Raw genomic sequence first — 15,050 nt, 5'->3', positions numbered from 1 at the left:
ACCTTTTGAACCGGTTTTAACGTGCAGATCTCCACACTCGACGAGGGATTGGGGATTGGGGATGGGGAACGGGGTCGCGGGAGGTGGAGCGCTTAGCCTGCGTGCGCGGCCTGCCGGATTTGCAGCTCAAAGAGTGCTTCAGCGCATTCCGCAGCTTGCGGTCGTTCCGAGGGGTTCCGGGCAGTCATAGCAGTCAGCAACTCGGGCCAATACCCTTCCAATTCTTGTGGAATCGCCGGATCGTGAAGCAGCCTGGCGATGGAGGACTCCAGGGCCGAGCCGGGAAAGGCTTTGTCACCGCTTAGGCATTCCAGCAAGACCAAGCCCAAGGAATAGATATCGGCGCTGGAATGAACCGGCTCGCCGAGCGCTTGTTCTGGGCTCAAATAGCTGGCGGTACCAATCGTGAGCCCAGGGCTGGTGGCTTCGGCGGAATCGTGCAGCCGGGCGATGCCAAAATCGCACAGAATGGGAAGCTCGGAGCGTCCGAGCAGGATGTTGGCAGGCTTCACATCCCGATGCACCACTCCAGCGGAGTGTACGGCGAGCAACGCCTGAGCCAGTGCCCAACCCAGTTTCGCGACCCGGGGGGCCGCTAAGCCGCCGGAGGCTTCCGGCGCGACTAGTAGTTCTCGTAGGTCGCTTCCCTCGATCAGCTCCATCACCATAAACGCCCTGGGGCCATCCAGATCGGAATCGCACACGCCGCAGTCAAAAAGGCTGATCAGAAAGGGATGCTGTAATTTCGCCAGCGCTCGGAGTTCTTGCTCTTGTCGTTGAACGTCCGTCACATCCGCGGAAAAGATCTTCACCGCGACCTGGCGGCTCAGCTTCAGATCTTCGGCGCGGAACACGGCAGCAGCGGCTCCGACACCTATTCGGCGAATCAGTCGATAGCGCTCACACAAAACTCTATCCATTGCGTTCCTCAAAAGAGTGGGAAGTGAACACAGGGGGCTTTGCGCAATAGCTTATTCCCGCAAGGCTGAGCGGCCGGGTAAGAGCGATTTTCTGGCGAGTCTCATTAGCAGTAACTTCCTCGGGGAGAAGTCCCCATCGACAGTAGCCATTCGCCCGGCCTACGCTTTTTGCAGATAGCCGGACCAAGGGGCCAATAATGACAGATGAGATGCTCGGAGCGAATCCGGATGAGCTCAAAAGCCTTGCCAAGTACGTGGATGCCACTTCCGAGAACTTAGACAGGACCGCCAATACCTTGGACGCGGCGCTGAATAGCGGACTTCGCTGGCACGGCTCCGATGCCACTGACTTTAGACAGCAATGGGCGGGATCGATGCGGCCAGCTCTGCATCGCTCGGCTGCTATGTTGAGCAATCTTTCCAGAATTTTGGTCCGCAACGCCGATGAGCAGATCAAGACCAGTGCAGTGGATAGCGGTGGTGGGTCCGGAGGCGGCTCCGGCTCCCCAATCGGGCCACTTCCCGGACTACCGCCTGCCGACGCCGGTCCAAAGGCGGTCAATAAATGGTGGGATTCGCTCAGCCAGGACGAAAAGGATCGCTATATCAAGGAACATCCGGATCAGATTGGAAATCTCGACGGGGTACCCGCCAGCGCTCGCGATGCCGCCAATCGGCTCCGACTTGATAGCGAGGAAGCCCGGCTCAAGGCGGAGTTGTCCGGGCTTGCCCCGGGGGATAACGAGCGACGAGCGGAAATCAATCAAGCGCTTGGCACCATCGAGCAGATCAGGAAATCTGTCGAAAAGGTTGAGTCCAGTGGCGAGCAAGCCCAGGTGCTGCTCTTTGATGACTCACAGCACCCGCCGCGCGCCGCCGTCGGAGTTGGCAACGCGGATACGGCAAGCAATGTGGGGGTCTTCACTCCCGGCATCGGCTCGGAACCCGATACGAAGCTCAACGGCTACGTCAATGACATGCTGGCGCTAAAACGTCGCACCGATCGTCTCAATATGACGACGGGCAGTAATGACAGCACGGCGTTAATCGCTTGGATTGGTTATGACGCTCCGGCAGGCACGGACGATGGTTGGGTGCAAGTTGCCAAGGAGGCACCCGATCCCAGATATGGACAGCAAGGGGCCCCCGTATTGGCGCATTTCGCCGAGGGTTTGGACGCGGCTAACCCGGATTCAAACCTGACGGCGATTGGCCATTCCTACGGTTCTTTTGTGACCGGACTCGCCGTTCAAGAAACCAGTGTCTTTGACAATATGGTGGTCTTCGGTTCACCAGGTCTAGGTACCAGTGACGCCGATAATCTGCGGGTTCCGGACGGGCATAGTTTCGTGCTTGAGGCGAAGGACGATCCGATTGCGGATCTGGGCGCCTTCGGCGATGATCCTAATCAGCTCTCCGGAATAGACGATCTTTCTACCGCGAGCTCCTCGCATGGTTCCGCCTCCAGCGGGCATGGCCAATATCTTCAAACCGATTCCACCAGCCAATACAATATCGCCGCGGTGGTAGCCGGTCGGTCAGATTTGGCCGTCCATGGCGACAACTCTGGGGCTGGGGACGCCGTCCGCGGTTTGGTCGGCTTGGGTACCGGTGTCGACATCGCTCGCGGCGGCACCGAGGGAGCTATTGACGGCGCCTCGCACGGTGGCGATGTGGGGGAGGATATTGCAGGCACCCCGGGTCGGGTGGTCGGAACCGTCGTCGGCGGCACTGTTGGGGCGGTGGACGGCGCGGTAGATTCGGCCGTGAACGATGTCAAGGGTGTGGTCAAGGGGATCAAAGGACTCTTCGATTGACCCGGAAGCACTCCAAGATTTTTAGCACGGTACTATTCGGCATTGTCAGTGCATTGCTCTTAAGTAGTTGTTTCGGAAAGGCGGAGAACATGACCTCCCTAGATTTCACTTCTCGGCCCAGCCTCCAATCGGTGGTTGACCAGTATGACTCGATGCTCAAAGAGTTAGAAACCGAGCTCTCAAAAGCCTTCGCTGACGCTCAGTGGCGGGAGTTTCAGCAGGGTACCTCGATTGAGGTGGAGGTACCGCACGCTCCGGGGCCGGTGGTGAACTATTCCAGTGCGGCCTGGACCACTGAACTCTCATTACGCGGAGCTGATCGTGAAAAAGCGCTGAGCATTCTGAGCGAAACAGGCGAAAAATATGGTTTCGCTGCCCCAGAAACCCTTCAGAACAGTGATGATCATTGGGAAGTCACCGGCACCGACCAGTGGGGGGCGCGCTACGAATTTAGTAGCGGCAAGAATACCGTGCTGAGTTACCTCACCGGACTCCACCTTGAGCAAGAGCTACGGCACTAGCCATTTTGGCGCGGGCAGCCAAGCCCGAAGCTAGCGGCCCAGAAACTCGATGGCGGCGGCTTTGAAGGCTCGCGAAGTGATCGCATTTGCATGGCTTCGGGCCGGTAGCAGGAGTTGTTCCGCCGGAATGCTTCCGCCATGGCTCGCGATGATCTCGGCTAGCCGGGGCATCGTGAAGGCCAGCTCATCTCGATCGCCTGCCACCAGCAGCACTGGCATCTTTGGAATCGATTCTGCCGGGTCAAAGGGCTCGGTTTTGATCGCCCGAACCATGCTGAGCAGGGCAAACATATCGTTCTCCGGAACCAACATGGCCATCCGCATTAGCCCCGCCGTCGATTCATCGGAGATTTCCTCGCCAGAGGTCACCAGACGTTCGGCGGCTTCGAGGTCAAAGCTGGCCAAGGGGTCAATGGCCGCCGGGCCGCCGAGCACGAGTTTGTGTACCAACGCGGCCTGCGAGGCACCGAATTCCCAGGCCAACCGCGCGCCCAGGGAGTAACCAATCACGTCCACACCCGAGGTTGGGTCGGAGTCGTTCAGCGGGCGCACTCCGGAGTCGGAGAGCAATTGCAGGATTTCCGCTCGGATTCGACTCGGTGTGTACTCGTCGAGTTCCTCGGGGGCCACCGAGCCGCCGTGACCGGGCAGGTCCACCGCGATGACTCGGCGTCCGGCGGTTTCTAAGGCAGTCAGCCAGCCGGCCTGCGCCCAGTTGAGCTCGGTGGAGGAGGCAAAGCCGTGGATGAGTAGCACCGGACGCCCGGTGGTGGGTCCGTAGTGATAGGCGGTCAAGGTGGAGGAGCGGCCCTCCACCGAATGAGACATCAGTCCTCGTCCAGGTCGAGGGAGAGCTTGACCCGTCGCTTGGGGGTTTCCTCGCTGGGCACGGTGCCGACAATGCCGGCGGTATCGTCGGGGACTTCAAAGATAATCAGCGGATCGCCGACGTTAATAACGTCCCCCGGCGAACCAAAGATCCGCAGCACCTTCCCGGCCTGAGGGGAGGGTAATTCCACCGAGGACTTACTGGTCTCCACCTCCACCATGGGGGTGTTCCGCTCAATCTGATCACCCTCGGAGACCAGCCACTCCAGCACGGTCGCTTCGATCAAACCCTCACCCAGATCGGGGAGGGGAAAGGAAATCTCAGCCATCTCTAAGCTCCAAGCCTTTTATAGGTCAGCACCCTTTGGATGCCAAACAGAATGCGATCCACATTGGGAATGTATTCGTCTTCCAAGTCCCCTGAGGGATACGGTACGTCGAAGCCGGTAACTCGTTCAACTGGTGCCTTCAGAGTATCAAAGCAAGCCTGGCTGATCCGGGCTGCTATTTCGCCTCCTAAACCGGCGGTCAGCGGGGCTTCATGGACGACGACGGCGCGGCGCGTCTTGGCCACGGAACTCGCCACGGTGGCGGTATCCAGCGGTTTGAGCCAACGCAGATCCACCACCTCGACCTGAATACCATCCTCGGCAGCCAACTCAGCGACCTGTAGGCAGCGAGCCACCATAGCGCCGTAGGCAATGAGGGTGACGTGTTTACCCTCCCGGACCACCCTGGCTCCGGTGAGCTCGCCCGCCTGCTCTAGATCGACGTCGGACTTCTGCCAATACCGAGGCTTGGGTTCCATAAACATCACCGGGTCCGGCATCCTGGCAGCCAGCCGCATCAAGTGGTATGCCTGTTGCGGGTCTGCGGGGGAGACCACCTTGAGCCCTGGCACATGGGCGAGCATGGCTTCCAGACTCTCGGTGTGCATTTCGGGGGCGCGCAGGCCGCCGAAACTGGGGACTCGCAGCGTGATGGGCATCGGCATGGTGCCGCGACTGCGATAGTTCATCCGGCCGATCTGGCTGATGATTTGGTTCACCGCAGGATAGGCGAATCCGTCGAACTGCACCTCGGGGATCGGATGGTAACCGGCTAAGGCCAGGCCAACGCTCAGTCCCAGGATGCCGGATTCGGCTAAGGGAGTGTCAAAGACCCGGTCTGCTCCGAACTCGGCTTGCAAGCCGTCGGTGACCCGGAAAACACCACCCAGGGTGCCGACATCCTCACCGAGGATCAAGACCTTGGGGTCCGCACGCAGAGCATCTCCCAGGGCCAGGTTGAGAGCTTTTTGCATGGAGATTTGCGTGGGTACGGTGTTCTCAGGCATGTTCGCTCTCCTCGCGCCAAGACGCAGCCTGTTGTTGGAGCTCATCGGTGGGTTCCTGGTAGACAAAATCGAACATCTCTCGGCCGGGTCGGGCTTCCAGTGCGATCACGCCGGCTCGGATCTGTTCTTCCTCGGCTTTGGCTTGGGCAAGAGCCGAGGTAAAGAAAGCCTCATCGGCTACACCGGATTGGCGGAGCCGTTCGGCATAGCGCTCCACCGGGTCCAAGCCGCCCTCCTGCCGTTCTTCTTCCAGGCTGCGATAGCGACCGGGATCGTCGCTGGTGGAATGGGGTCCGCGACGATAGGTCATCGCTTCGATCAGCACCGGTCCACGCCCGGAGGCCGCATGCTCGCGGGCAGCTTTGGTTGCCGCATAGACAGCTTCCACGTCGTTGCCGTCCACCTGGATGGCGGGCATCCCATAACCTGCTGCCCGAGCGGCCACCGAACCACCGGCAACCTGCCGTTCGGTGGGCACCGAAATGGCCCAGCCATTGTTCTGCACAAAGAAGATCACCGGCGCCTTGAAGACACTGGCGAAGTTCATTGCCTCGTGTACATCGCCTTGGGAGGATGCGCCGTCGCCAAAGTAGCTGATCGCCACCCCGTAGTCCGGACGGTCATCTTCCCCATCGCCGCCATTGAGAGTCTGTCCGTGTGCCCAGCCCACCGCGTGTAGCACCGATCCTGCAACCACCGCCTGGATAGGAGCGAAACGGCTGGCCATCGGGTCATAAAGACCGCCGTGCCAACTGGCCTTGTGGGTAGACATGTAAGCCACCATGTCCACACCCCAGGCTCGGGCGACGCCGAGTTCCCGGTAGGTGGGGAAAATGAAGTCTCGCTTTCGGTCCAGGGCGAAGGTGCTGCCTACCTGGGCTGCCTCCTGACCGCGTTCCGGGGCATAGGCGGGCACGATGCCTTGCCGCTGCCAGCCGATGGCGGATGCATCTAGGTGCCGTACCGCTTCGAGCAAACAATAGAGTTCGCGTTGTTGCTCGGCACTGAGCACCGCCTCGGCAACCGGGAGAGTGGACGCTGTGGTGCGTCGCTCACTGCGCGCTGGGGTCGTCATGGTGTGAGCTTATTCACTGCTTCTACTGGCTGCAACAAGGCAAGGAAAGTTCGACAGTTTGGCAAAATTTGCCTAGCTGTTTGCTCATTAGCTAGGCAGATTGCTTAATGTTTCCGGCTCTGCTGTGGTCCGTGATCTGCGTAAGCCGATCCAATTGAGCAGCGCGATCAAGGCGGTGAGCGCGAAAGTACCGAGTACCTGGATTCGTACCGCGGAATCCAGGAAGCCCAGTAGCAGTATCCCCGCAATTAGCAGCATGGCTAGCCAGGACAGATAGGGAAAGCCCCACATCGGCACGGCAAGTTTTTCTCCGGCGGCATCGGCACGTCGACGCAAGATGAGCTGGGAAACAACCGTGGAGATCCACATCATCAGCGCCGTGGATCCCACCAATTGCAACAGAATGCTCAAAATATGCTCCGGGTCGATGAAGTTAAGGATTACCGTGACGAAGCCGAAGAGCACTGAGGCAAGCACGGCAGCCAGCGGAACCTTGCGTTCGGTGACCTTGCTGAGGAACTTCGGAGCCATTCCGCGCTCGCTGAGCGAGAAGATCATTCGTGAGGAGCCGTACAAATTCGCATTGAGTGCGGAGAGCACCGCTACCGCGATCACCAGGGTGGTCACTTCCTCTGCGTAGGGGAGATGCGCCGCTGCCAGCACTGAGGCAAAGGGGTTGGCCGTGGCCGGGGAATCCCAAGGGAGTACGGTGACCATAACAAGCACCGAACCGATGTAAAAGACCAGAATCCGCCAGACCACGGAGCGGATGGCTCGGCCAACGTTATGCTCGGCATTTTCCGTTTCGGCTGCAGCGATGGTTACCAACTCGGTGCCACCGAAGGCGAAGATGACGATCAGCAGGCCCGCGGCCATTCCCGCCCAACCGGTGGGCAGGAAGCCGCCGTGGCTGAAGAGATTAGCGAATCCAGGACCGGAATCGCTCGGAATCAGCCCGGTAATGAGCAGCACACCGACCACCAGGAAGATCACGATAACAGCGACCTTGAGAATAGCGAACCAGAACTCCAATTGCCCGAATTTTCCGACGCCAAGCAGGTTGATCACGGTAAAGAGCACCATGAAGGCCAGGGTGAGCAGCCACTGCGGGAGGAAACTCCACAAGCCACCCAGAATGGCCGCAGCTCCGGTGGCTTCGGCGGCAACAACGACGACGATCTGCACCCACCAGAGCCAGCCCACGGTAGCGCCGGCCACCCGTCCCATGGCTTTCTCCGCGTAGTAGGAGAAGGCGCCACTATTCGGATGCGCGGCAGCCATCTCGCCGAGCATCCGCATTACCAGGATCAGGATGGCGCCCGCGATTAAGAAGGAGATCAGTACCGCTGGCCCGGCAACGCCGATAGCCTTACCGGAGCCGATGAACAGGCCGGTGCCGATGGAGGAGCCAAGCGCCATCATGATCAATTGGCGTGATTTGAGACCTCGGCTGAGGGTTGCGGGTTTTTCCGTACTCGCGTTCGTCATTGAATGCCTTGCTTTCGGTGATTCTGCTGACCTTTGTCGTTGTGACCTCTACCATATTGTCAAGGTATTTACTTAGTGCACAGGAGACTTGCCCAGTGATTGATGCTTTGGATGCCAGAATTGTCAGACTCTACACCTTGGAACCTCGCATTTCGGTCCTGGAAGCTTCCCGGCAGCTCGGGATAGCAAGAGCCACCGTCTCCTCCCGGCTGGAAAAGCTTCAGGCTTCTGGTGCCATCCGGTCCTGGGCTCCAAGCCTTGATCCCGGAAGCTTTGGCTATCCGGTGCTGGCCTTCTGTTTTTTGACCATCGAGCAGCCCCATGGGCACGACCGGGTGGTGGATGCGCTGGTGGACATCCCGGAGATCATCGAGGTGCATACGGTGTCCGGGGAAAGTGATTTGCTAGTCAAGGTTGCCGCGCGATCCAATTCGGATCTGCAACGAGTGCTCGATGCGATGGCCGTTACCGAGGTGGTGGTGCGTTCCTCGACCGTGTTGGCGCTCAATACTCATTTCGAGGCTCGGACGCTTCCGCTCTTTGAGGCGGCCGCAAAGTAGTTTGGAATAGCTTTCGGGATAGCCCTCTGACTTGGCGATAGCCCAGTGTTGCGACAGTGAGCTATCGCGATGCTCGTGGACTATCCCGAGCGCTTAGTGGCTGTGCTCTTCGCGGAGTCATCGATTTTGAGTCCGTCGAGGAAAGGTCTACCATTAGTTATAGTCAATTTGACTATAACTAATGACGTTGGAGTCTGTTATCAATGCACAGCCAGCACTGCAGGCGGCAACAAGCTACCCTCGAGGTGCGAATGTTGCCGAGCGCTCCGCTGCGCCGCCGTCCTTGGCCATCTCCACGGTCATCTTCGCTCTCCGCCCCATCGAAGGCACCGACCGCTTGGCGCTCTGGCTGCCGTTGGTGCGCCGGATCCGTGAGCCCTTCAAGGATCAATGGGCTCTGCCAGGCGGGCCGCTGAGTCATCAGGAGTCCTTGCAAGATGCTGCTGGGCGGAATCTACAAGAAACCACCGGGCTTAAACCCAGGTTCCTAGAGCAGCTCTACGCCTTTGGCGGCTTACAGCGTTCGGCACAGAAAAACACCCAGCGCGTGGTCTCCATCGTTTACTGGGCGCTCGTGCAACCCCCGGAGGCGGCGCTGGCTACCGAATCGGATAATGTGCGCTGGGTCCGTGCCGACTGCCTAGAAGAACTGGCCTTCGATCACAACGAGATCGTCGAATACGCCCTCTGGCGCTTGCGCAACAAACTCGAATACGGCTCGCTTGCCTATCACTTTCTCGGTGAGCGTTTCACCCTGGCACAGGTCCGCGAAGTCTATGAGGCAGTGCTCAATAGGCAGCTCGATCCAGCGAACTTCCGTCGTCAACTCAAGGCGACGGTGGACATCGAAGAAACCGATGAGTACCTGCAAGGCGGAAAGCACCGTCCGCCCCGACTTTACCGATACACCGGGAACACCGAGACCTTCAATTAGCACCAACCCAGACGCAACATCTCACTAGTCGCACTATCTCAAGGGGATACCGTGAGTTCAGTCAATACCGCCATCCAGCTCTCCGTCCGAGGCGACTCATCCACGTCTACCTGTGGCACCGATCTGGCCCAAGGGCCGTGGGAATTTGACTTAGATGCCGCGCTTCAAGGAGTTCCCAGCTATGGTCCGGGTGCGTCGTTGGAGGACGTGGCACCTGCAACCACCCCGGTGCAAGGCCAGATCCCGCCAGAGTACAAGGACGCCTCGGACGCGGAACTGGACGCACGAATCATGGCAGCTAAAGCTACTCTCGGGGACAAAGTGGTGATCCTCGGACATTTCTACCAACGCGATGAGGTGATCAAATACGCCGACTTTGTTGGTGACTCCTTCCAACTCGCTAATGCGGCCAAGGCAAAGCAGGATGCCGAGGCCATCGTCTTCTGCGGGGTCCATTTCATGGCTGAGACTGCAGATATGCTTTCCACCCCCGAACAAGCCGTAATTCTGCCGAATCTGGCGGCCGGCTGCTCGATGGCCGATATGGCCGATATCGAATCGGTTGAAGCTTGCTGGGCGCAATTGGAGGAGGTCTACGGCGATCTGACAGCTACAGATGCGGAAGGCAAGGTTCCGGTGATTCCGGTGACCTATATGAATTCCTCTGCCGCGCTCAAGGGTTTCTGTGGTGAGCATGGTGGCATCGTTTGCACCTCATCGAACGCCAAGACCGTGCTGCAATGGGCCTTCCAAAGAGGGCGTCGGGTGCTCTTCTTCCCCGATCAGCACTTGGGTCGCAACACCGCGAAGGCGATGGGGGTGCCGCTGGAGCAGATGCCGATGTGGTCGCCCCGTAAGCCCTGGGGCGGCACCGATGAAAAGACTCTCCAGGACGCTCGCGTAATTCTGTGGCACGGCTTCTGCTCAGTGCACCGTCGATTCACGGTGGCGCAGATCGAACAAGCTCGGCTTAACCATCAGGGTGTCCGGGTGATCGTCCATCCGGAGTGCCCGATGCCGGTGGTCGACGCCGCGGACGAGTCTGGCTCCACCGATTACATTGTGAAGGCGATTCAAGCGGCCCCTGCGGGTAGCACCTTTGCCATTGGCACCGAGATTAACCTGGTCAATCGACTCGCCGCGGAGTATCCGCAGCACACGATCTTCTGCCTAGACCCGGTCATTTGCCCCTGCTCCACGATGTATCGAATCCATCCGGGATACCTGGCCTGGGTGCTGGAATCTCTGGTCGAAGGAACCGTGCAGAATCAGATCTCTGTGCCGGAGAGCACCGCGGTTCCCGCACGGGTGGCCCTTGAACGGATGCTTGCGGCCCGCCCATGAGAACGCCGAGGCGGGTCTTGGTGATCGGCAGCGGCTTGGCTGGGCTAACCGCTGCCCTACAGCTCGCCGAATCGAAAGCCGTTGAAGTAACCCTGGTGAGCAAAGCCGAGTTGGGGGAGAGTAATTCCCGTTATGCCCAGGGCGGCATTGCCGCGGTGCTGCCGGAACAATCAAAGCGCGCTCGACGTAGCGCTGGAGATTCTGTACCGGCCCATGTCCAGGACACCCTGATCGCCGGAGCGATGCTCAATAACCGTTTGGCCGTGCAGCAGATGTGTTCGGCCGCCTACGAGGTAGTCAACGCGCTGACCAGCCGCGGTGTCAGTTTCGATGTCACGGCGGACGGGTATTGGGCCCTTGGCCTAGAAGCGGCACACAGTTTTCCCCGCATCCTGCACAGCGGTGGGGACAGCACCGGAGCCGGAATTATCGAGGCGTTGGTCGAGCTCGTTCGCTCGGTCGCCACTATCGGGCACTTGGAGCTTCGGGAAAACACCACGCTGCTCAGGCTGCTCACCGAATCCGGCACCGTCACGGGTGCGGCCTTGCGTACCGCCGCGGGCGAGGTGGAGAATTTAGGGGCTGACGCCGTCGTACTGGCCACCGGGGGAGGCGGCCAGATTTATGCTCACACCACCAACCCCTCCGGAGCCACCGCCGATGGCCTGGCAGCCGCCTGGCAAGCCGGAGCGGTGCTACGGGACCTGGAATATTACCAATTTCACCCAACCCTGCTTGATGACCCGGAGCCCTTTATGATCTCTGAGGCGGTGCGCGGCGAGGGCGCGCTGCTGCGCAATGAACGCGGTGAGCGGTTTATGACGGCGGTGCACCCCGACGCCGAGCTGGCACCGAGGGATGTGGTCTCCCGCGGTATTGCCCGCGAGTTGGCAGGAGGTGGCAAGGTCTTCCTCGACGCCACCGGAATTGCCAGCAAGGATGGCCCCGGGTTCTTGTCCCGCAGATTTCCCGGCATCGATGCGCAGTTGCGGGCGAGGGGTTGGGAGTGGGAGCGCGAGCCGCTGCCGGTGATGCCCGGAGCCCACTACTGGATGGGTGGGGTGGCCACCGATTTATTGGGCCGGAGTTCGGTGCCCGGTCTTTACGCGGTGGGTGAGGTGGCTTGCACCGGGGCACACGGAGCCAACCGGCTGGCCTCGAATTCGCTACTCGAAGCGGCGGTCTTTGCTGCCCGTGCAGCTACCGCGATCCAAACCGCAATCCAATCCGAGACGGGGGAAGAGGCTGGGGAAGAGGCCGCGGGCTGGCCAAGTTTCCCGGCCGAGGGGCTCCGGCTTCGCCAGGGTGAACAGCAGGTTGAGCGCGAGGAACTCTCCGAGCTGATGATGGCTCAGGCTGGAGTGGTGCGAGATGCGCCTGGGCTGGAGCTAGCGGCCAAGCAGCTGGCGCAATGGTATTCCGACGATCCGCAGACGGCGCAATTGCTCACGGCAGCACAGCTACTGGTCAGCGCGGCGGCCAGCCATCGAGGTTCGGTGGGGGCACACTGGCGTTCCGACTATCCCGAACCGCTTACGGCGCAGAGCAGCGCAGCCGGCAGCATCGTCAACCTAGCCGCTACCGACTACCCGGGAACCTCCCGGCGAGAGGCCACCCAATGAACGAGATCCTTCCTTTAAGCGCCCGCCAGATCGAGACCGTGGTGCTGGCCGCGCTCGATGAAGATGCGCCCTTTGGCGATCTGACCTCGCAGCTCCTGATTCCGGAAGCGGCACAAGCCAACGCGAGCTTGGCCGCCAGGGAGGAAGGAGTGCTCAGCGGCAGCAAGGTCTTTGACGCCGCCATGCACCTCACCGATCCCTCGATCCGGGTCGAATGGGAGTATTCCGACGGCGAGCGGTTCCCCGCAGGGGCGCAACTGGCCCTGGTCAGTGGTCCGGCCAGGTCGGTGCTGACCGCGGAACGAGTAGGGCTCAACCTCTTGCAGCGGATGAGTGGGGTGGCGAGCCTGACCGCGCAGTATGTTGCCGCCGTCGCCGGTAGCAAGGCCAGAGTGGCGGATACTCGGAAAACCACTCCGGGTCTAAGGGCTTTGGAACGCTTCGCGGTGCGCTGCGGGGGTGGGCATAACCACCGCTACAGCCTTTCGGATGCGGTGATGGCAAAGGACAACCATCTAGCCGTGCTGAGCGGTGGGGACCCGAAAAAACTCACCGAAGCGCTGTCCTCGCTGCGATCCAGAGTTTCGCACACCACCCATATTGAGGTGGAGGTGGACCGGATTGAACAGATTGAAGCGGTGCTGGCCGCTGGGGTGGATACCATTATGCTGGACAATTTTGGGCTGCAGGAACTCCGCGAGGGTGTTGCTTTGATCGCCGGTCGCGCGCTGGTCGAGGCCAGTGGGAACGTCCGGTTAGGAACTATCGCGGAGATCGCAGGCACCGGGGTGGATATTATTTCGGTTGGCGCGCTGACGCATTCGGTGCGGGCTCTGGACCTGGGCTTGGATGTGCAACTGAGTAGTGAGTTAGGGTGATCTTTCTCGATGCCGCTGCGACCTCACCGGTCCGGAGAGAAGCCATCGAGGCGATGTTCCCCTATCTGACCGGTTCCTTCGGTAACCCCTCCAGCCATCACGGTTTGGGGGAGCAGGCCGCCCAAGCCTTGGCGGCGGCCAGGGCTTCTGTTGCCGAGGTGGTGCATTGCAGGCCGGGAGAGGTGGTCTTTACCTCCGGGGGCACCGAAGCGGACAACCTGGCCATCAAGGGCATTGCCTTGGCTCGTCGGCAGGCTAGGCCGGAGCGAAACAGGATTCTGCTGAGCGCCATTGAGCATCCTGCGGTCCGCGAGTCCGCCGAATATTTGGTTCGCTGGCACGGCTTTGAGTTGGACCTTGTCCCGGTTGATGGTGAAGGACAGCTGGACCATGAAGCCTTCGCAGCGTTACTAGGCCCCCGGGTGGCGGTGGCCAGCGTAATGTATGCCAATAACGAGATCGGGACCATTCAAGCGCTCTCCGAATTGGCGGCGCTCACCCGGGAGCATCGAATCCCGTTGCACAGCGACGGCGTGCAAGCCTCGGGCTGGCTCAACCTCGATATTACCGAACTAGGTCTTGAGGCGCTGAGCCTTTCCGGGCACAAATTCGGTGCCCCCAAAGGGATCGGGGCATTGATCCTGCGCTCGCAGACCATTGTCGAACCGGTGATTCATGGCGGAGGGCAACAGGGTGGCCTGCGCTCCGGAACCGAAAATGTGGCCTTTGCGGTAGCGATGGCGACGGCGATCAAACTGGCCGAAGCGGAGCGCGCCGAGGCGTTCGCGAGGGTTTCGGCGCTGCGTGACAAGTTCATTTCAACTGTACTGAGCAGGGTTCCTAGCGCTCAACTGACCGGCGCATCCGGGGCAACTCGGCTACCCTCGAACGCTTCCTTCTGCTTCCCAGAAACCCACGGTGAGTCTGTGCTCTTGGAATTGGAGCGACAATCGGTGCTTTGTTCATCTGGTTCTGCCTGCGCTGCGGGTTCGGCCGATCCTTCCGCGGTGTTACTTGCCATCGGTCTTCCGGAAGAACTGGCCCAGACGGCCGTCCGGTTCAGTTTCACCAGCTCGATAACCGAGCAGGAGCTGAACGATGCCGTTGGGGCGCTAGCCCGCGCGGTGGAGGGCCTGGCCCGCTACGGGCGTTAGAAGCACAAGATCCAAGCTACCCGGAAGCGGCCTTCAGGGCACCAGGACCTCGGATTCTTGCTGACGAACCCGGCGGAAGATCCAGTAGCGCAGTAGCAGGAATCTGGTTGCTGCAGCCAGTACATTGGCGATCGTAATGGTCACCACGTCCTCAAAGACCGAGGGGTCGGGGGTGATGGCGTGCAGCAACCACAGGCTTGAACTCGTCAAGGCGAGCGCCAGCAACATGACCCACAGCCCGCGTCGATGATCCGTCCACCAGTGCTTGCGGTCCTGAATACCCCAGCTATGCCGGCGATTGAGTTCGGTGTTCAGGATCGAGGTGAGCACTAGAGCCACTAGATTGGCCCACTGGGTTCCGGCGAACGGTCGAAGTGCCGCGAAGATAGCGAGCGAGGCCACCGTACAAATCGCGCCTACCACTAAGAAGCTGCCGATTTGCCGCCACAGTCCGTTTGCCGGTGTCCGCTGCAGGGCAGCTGGGCGGGGTTGCCGAAGCCTTAGCGGTTCGGTGGCTGTTTTGCTCATAACTCTTAAACTCTGACACTTTCCCGTGTCAGGACCAAATATCAG

Annotated in this window: 15 protein-coding genes; 8 read left to right on the top strand and 7 right to left on the bottom strand. The window is 60.3% G+C overall.

Features of this window, described 5'->3' with window-relative positions:
• Positions 1 to 92 precede the first annotated feature (92 nt).
• The gene (locus FHU41_RS04715; protein WP_179388447.1) at positions 93 to 920 is read right to left on the bottom strand and encodes a serine/threonine-protein kinase; all 828 of its coding nucleotides are present in this window, start codon (positions 918 to 920) and stop codon (positions 93 to 95) included.
• Between the two features lie 197 nt (positions 921 to 1,117).
• Between FHU41_RS04715 and FHU41_RS04710 the strand changes: the two genes are divergently transcribed.
• Together FHU41_RS04710 and FHU41_RS04705 are read left to right on the top strand one after the other, a co-directional pair.
• Entirely contained in the window at positions 1,118 to 2,737 is a 1,620-nt protein-coding gene (locus FHU41_RS04710) for an alpha/beta hydrolase (RefSeq protein WP_179388446.1), read from the top strand.
• Positions 2,738 to 2,826: 89 nt separating this feature from the next.
• The gene (locus tag FHU41_RS04705) at positions 2,827 to 3,258 is read left to right on the top strand and encodes an LppA family lipoprotein (protein ID WP_179388445.1); all 432 of its coding nucleotides are present in this window, start codon (positions 2,827 to 2,829) and stop codon (positions 3,256 to 3,258) included.
• Positions 3,259 to 3,288: 30 nt separating this feature from the next.
• Here FHU41_RS04705 and FHU41_RS04700 read toward each other — a convergent pair whose 3' ends face one another.
• From FHU41_RS04700 to FHU41_RS04680, 5 genes are all read right to left on the bottom strand, one after another.
• Positions 3,289 to 4,086 carry an alpha/beta fold hydrolase gene (locus FHU41_RS04700; RefSeq protein WP_179388444.1) on the bottom strand — a complete coding sequence of 266 codons (798 nt, stop codon included), beginning with the start codon at positions 4,084 to 4,086 and terminating at the stop codon, positions 3,289 to 3,291.
• Positions 4,086 to 4,415: a biotin/lipoyl-containing protein gene (locus FHU41_RS04695; RefSeq protein WP_179388443.1), complete on the bottom strand. Its 330-nt coding sequence runs from the start codon at positions 4,413 to 4,415 to the stop codon at positions 4,086 to 4,088. Before FHU41_RS04695 ends, FHU41_RS04700 begins: the two co-directional genes overlap by 1 nt.
• A gap of 2 nt (positions 4,416 to 4,417) precedes the next feature.
• On the bottom strand, positions 4,418 to 5,422 hold the full coding sequence (locus FHU41_RS04690; protein ID WP_246279430.1) for an alpha-ketoacid dehydrogenase subunit beta: 1,005 nt from the start codon (positions 5,420 to 5,422) through the stop codon (positions 4,418 to 4,420).
• Entirely contained in the window at positions 5,415 to 6,497 is a 1,083-nt protein-coding gene (locus FHU41_RS04685; protein ID WP_179388441.1) for a thiamine pyrophosphate-dependent enzyme, read from the bottom strand. Before FHU41_RS04685 ends, FHU41_RS04690 begins: the two co-directional genes overlap by 8 nt.
• 87 nt (positions 6,498 to 6,584) lie before the next feature.
• Entirely contained in the window at positions 6,585 to 7,985 is a 1,401-nt protein-coding gene (locus tag FHU41_RS04680) for an amino acid permease (RefSeq protein WP_179388440.1), read from the bottom strand.
• 95 nt (positions 7,986 to 8,080) lie between these two features.
• Between FHU41_RS04680 and FHU41_RS04675 the strand changes: the two genes are divergently transcribed.
• The 6 genes from FHU41_RS04675 to FHU41_RS04650 all read left to right on the top strand — a co-directional run bounded on the left by FHU41_RS04675 (position 8,081) and on the right by FHU41_RS04650 (position 14,477).
• Complete coding sequence (locus FHU41_RS04675; protein WP_179388439.1) at positions 8,081 to 8,545, top strand: Lrp/AsnC ligand binding domain-containing protein; 465 nt, start codon at positions 8,081 to 8,083, stop codon at positions 8,543 to 8,545.
• A gap of 181 nt (positions 8,546 to 8,726) precedes the next feature.
• A complete protein-coding gene (locus tag FHU41_RS04670; RefSeq protein WP_179388438.1) occupies positions 8,727 to 9,479 on the top strand; it encodes an NUDIX hydrolase in 753 nt (250 codons plus the stop codon).
• A gap of 51 nt (positions 9,480 to 9,530) precedes the next feature.
• Positions 9,531 to 10,823 carry a quinolinate synthase NadA gene (gene nadA, locus FHU41_RS04665; RefSeq protein WP_179388437.1) on the top strand — a complete coding sequence of 431 codons (1,293 nt, stop codon included), beginning with the start codon at positions 9,531 to 9,533 and terminating at the stop codon, positions 10,821 to 10,823.
• On the top strand, positions 10,820 to 12,445 hold the full coding sequence (gene nadB / locus FHU41_RS04660) for an L-aspartate oxidase (RefSeq protein ID WP_179388436.1): 1,626 nt from the start codon (positions 10,820 to 10,822) through the stop codon (positions 12,443 to 12,445). The genes nadA and nadB overlap by 4 nt, the downstream gene beginning before the upstream one ends.
• Positions 12,442 to 13,323 (top strand): carboxylating nicotinate-nucleotide diphosphorylase, encoded by an 882-nt coding sequence (gene nadC, locus FHU41_RS04655; protein ID WP_179388435.1) that lies wholly within the window; start codon positions 12,442 to 12,444, stop codon positions 13,321 to 13,323. Before nadB ends, nadC begins: the two co-directional genes overlap by 4 nt.
• Positions 13,320 to 14,477, top strand: a complete 1,158-nt coding sequence (locus FHU41_RS04650) for an aminotransferase class V-fold PLP-dependent enzyme (protein ID WP_179388434.1) — start codon at positions 13,320 to 13,322, stop codon at positions 14,475 to 14,477. The genes nadC and FHU41_RS04650 overlap by 4 nt, the downstream gene beginning before the upstream one ends.
• A 33-nt stretch (positions 14,478 to 14,510) precedes the next feature.
• Here FHU41_RS04650 and FHU41_RS04645 read toward each other — a convergent pair whose 3' ends face one another.
• On the bottom strand, positions 14,511 to 15,005 hold the full coding sequence (locus FHU41_RS04645) for a GtrA family protein (protein WP_179388433.1): 495 nt from the start codon (positions 15,003 to 15,005) through the stop codon (positions 14,511 to 14,513).
• Positions 15,006 to 15,050: the final 45 nt, after the last annotated feature.

The sequence above is a fragment of the Psychromicrobium silvestre genome (assembly GCF_013408295.1).
GTDB lineage: Bacteria > Actinomycetota > Actinomycetes > Actinomycetales > Micrococcaceae > Renibacterium > Renibacterium silvestre.
This window is presented reverse-complemented; position numbering and strand designations above follow the sequence as displayed.

Excerpts from the sequence above, each read along its gene's own strand:
- FHU41_RS04715 (WP_179388447.1), bottom strand. The coding sequence starts at position 920 with ATGGATAGAGTTTTGTGTGAGCGCTATCGACTGATTCGCCGAATAGGT.
- FHU41_RS04710 (WP_179388446.1), top strand. The coding sequence starts at position 1,118 with ATGACAGATGAGATGCTCGGAGCGAATCCGGATGAGCTCAAAAGCCTT.
- FHU41_RS04705 (WP_179388445.1), top strand. The coding sequence starts at position 2,827 with ATGACCTCCCTAGATTTCACTTCTCGGCCCAGCCTCCAATCGGTGGTT.
- FHU41_RS04700 (WP_179388444.1), bottom strand. The coding sequence starts at position 4,086 with ATGTCTCATTCGGTGGAGGGCCGCTCCTCCACCTTGACCGCCTATCAC.
- FHU41_RS04695 (WP_179388443.1), bottom strand. The coding sequence starts at position 4,415 with ATGGCTGAGATTTCCTTTCCCCTCCCCGATCTGGGTGAGGGTTTGATC.
- FHU41_RS04690 (WP_246279430.1), bottom strand. The coding sequence starts at position 5,422 with ATGCCTGAGAACACCGTACCCACGCAAATCTCCATGCAAAAAGCTCTC.
- FHU41_RS04685 (WP_179388441.1), bottom strand. The coding sequence starts at position 6,497 with ATGACGACCCCAGCGCGCAGTGAGCGACGCACCACAGCGTCCACTCTC.
- FHU41_RS04680 (WP_179388440.1), bottom strand. The coding sequence starts at position 7,985 with ATGACGAACGCGAGTACGGAAAAACCCGCAACCCTCAGCCGAGGTCTC.
- FHU41_RS04670 (WP_179388438.1), top strand. The coding sequence starts at position 8,727 with ATGACGTTGGAGTCTGTTATCAATGCACAGCCAGCACTGCAGGCGGCA.
- nadB (WP_179388436.1), top strand. The coding sequence starts at position 10,820 with ATGAGAACGCCGAGGCGGGTCTTGGTGATCGGCAGCGGCTTGGCTGGG.
- nadC (WP_179388435.1), top strand. The coding sequence starts at position 12,442 with ATGAACGAGATCCTTCCTTTAAGCGCCCGCCAGATCGAGACCGTGGTG.
- FHU41_RS04645 (WP_179388433.1), bottom strand. The coding sequence starts at position 15,005 with ATGAGCAAAACAGCCACCGAACCGCTAAGGCTTCGGCAACCCCGCCCA.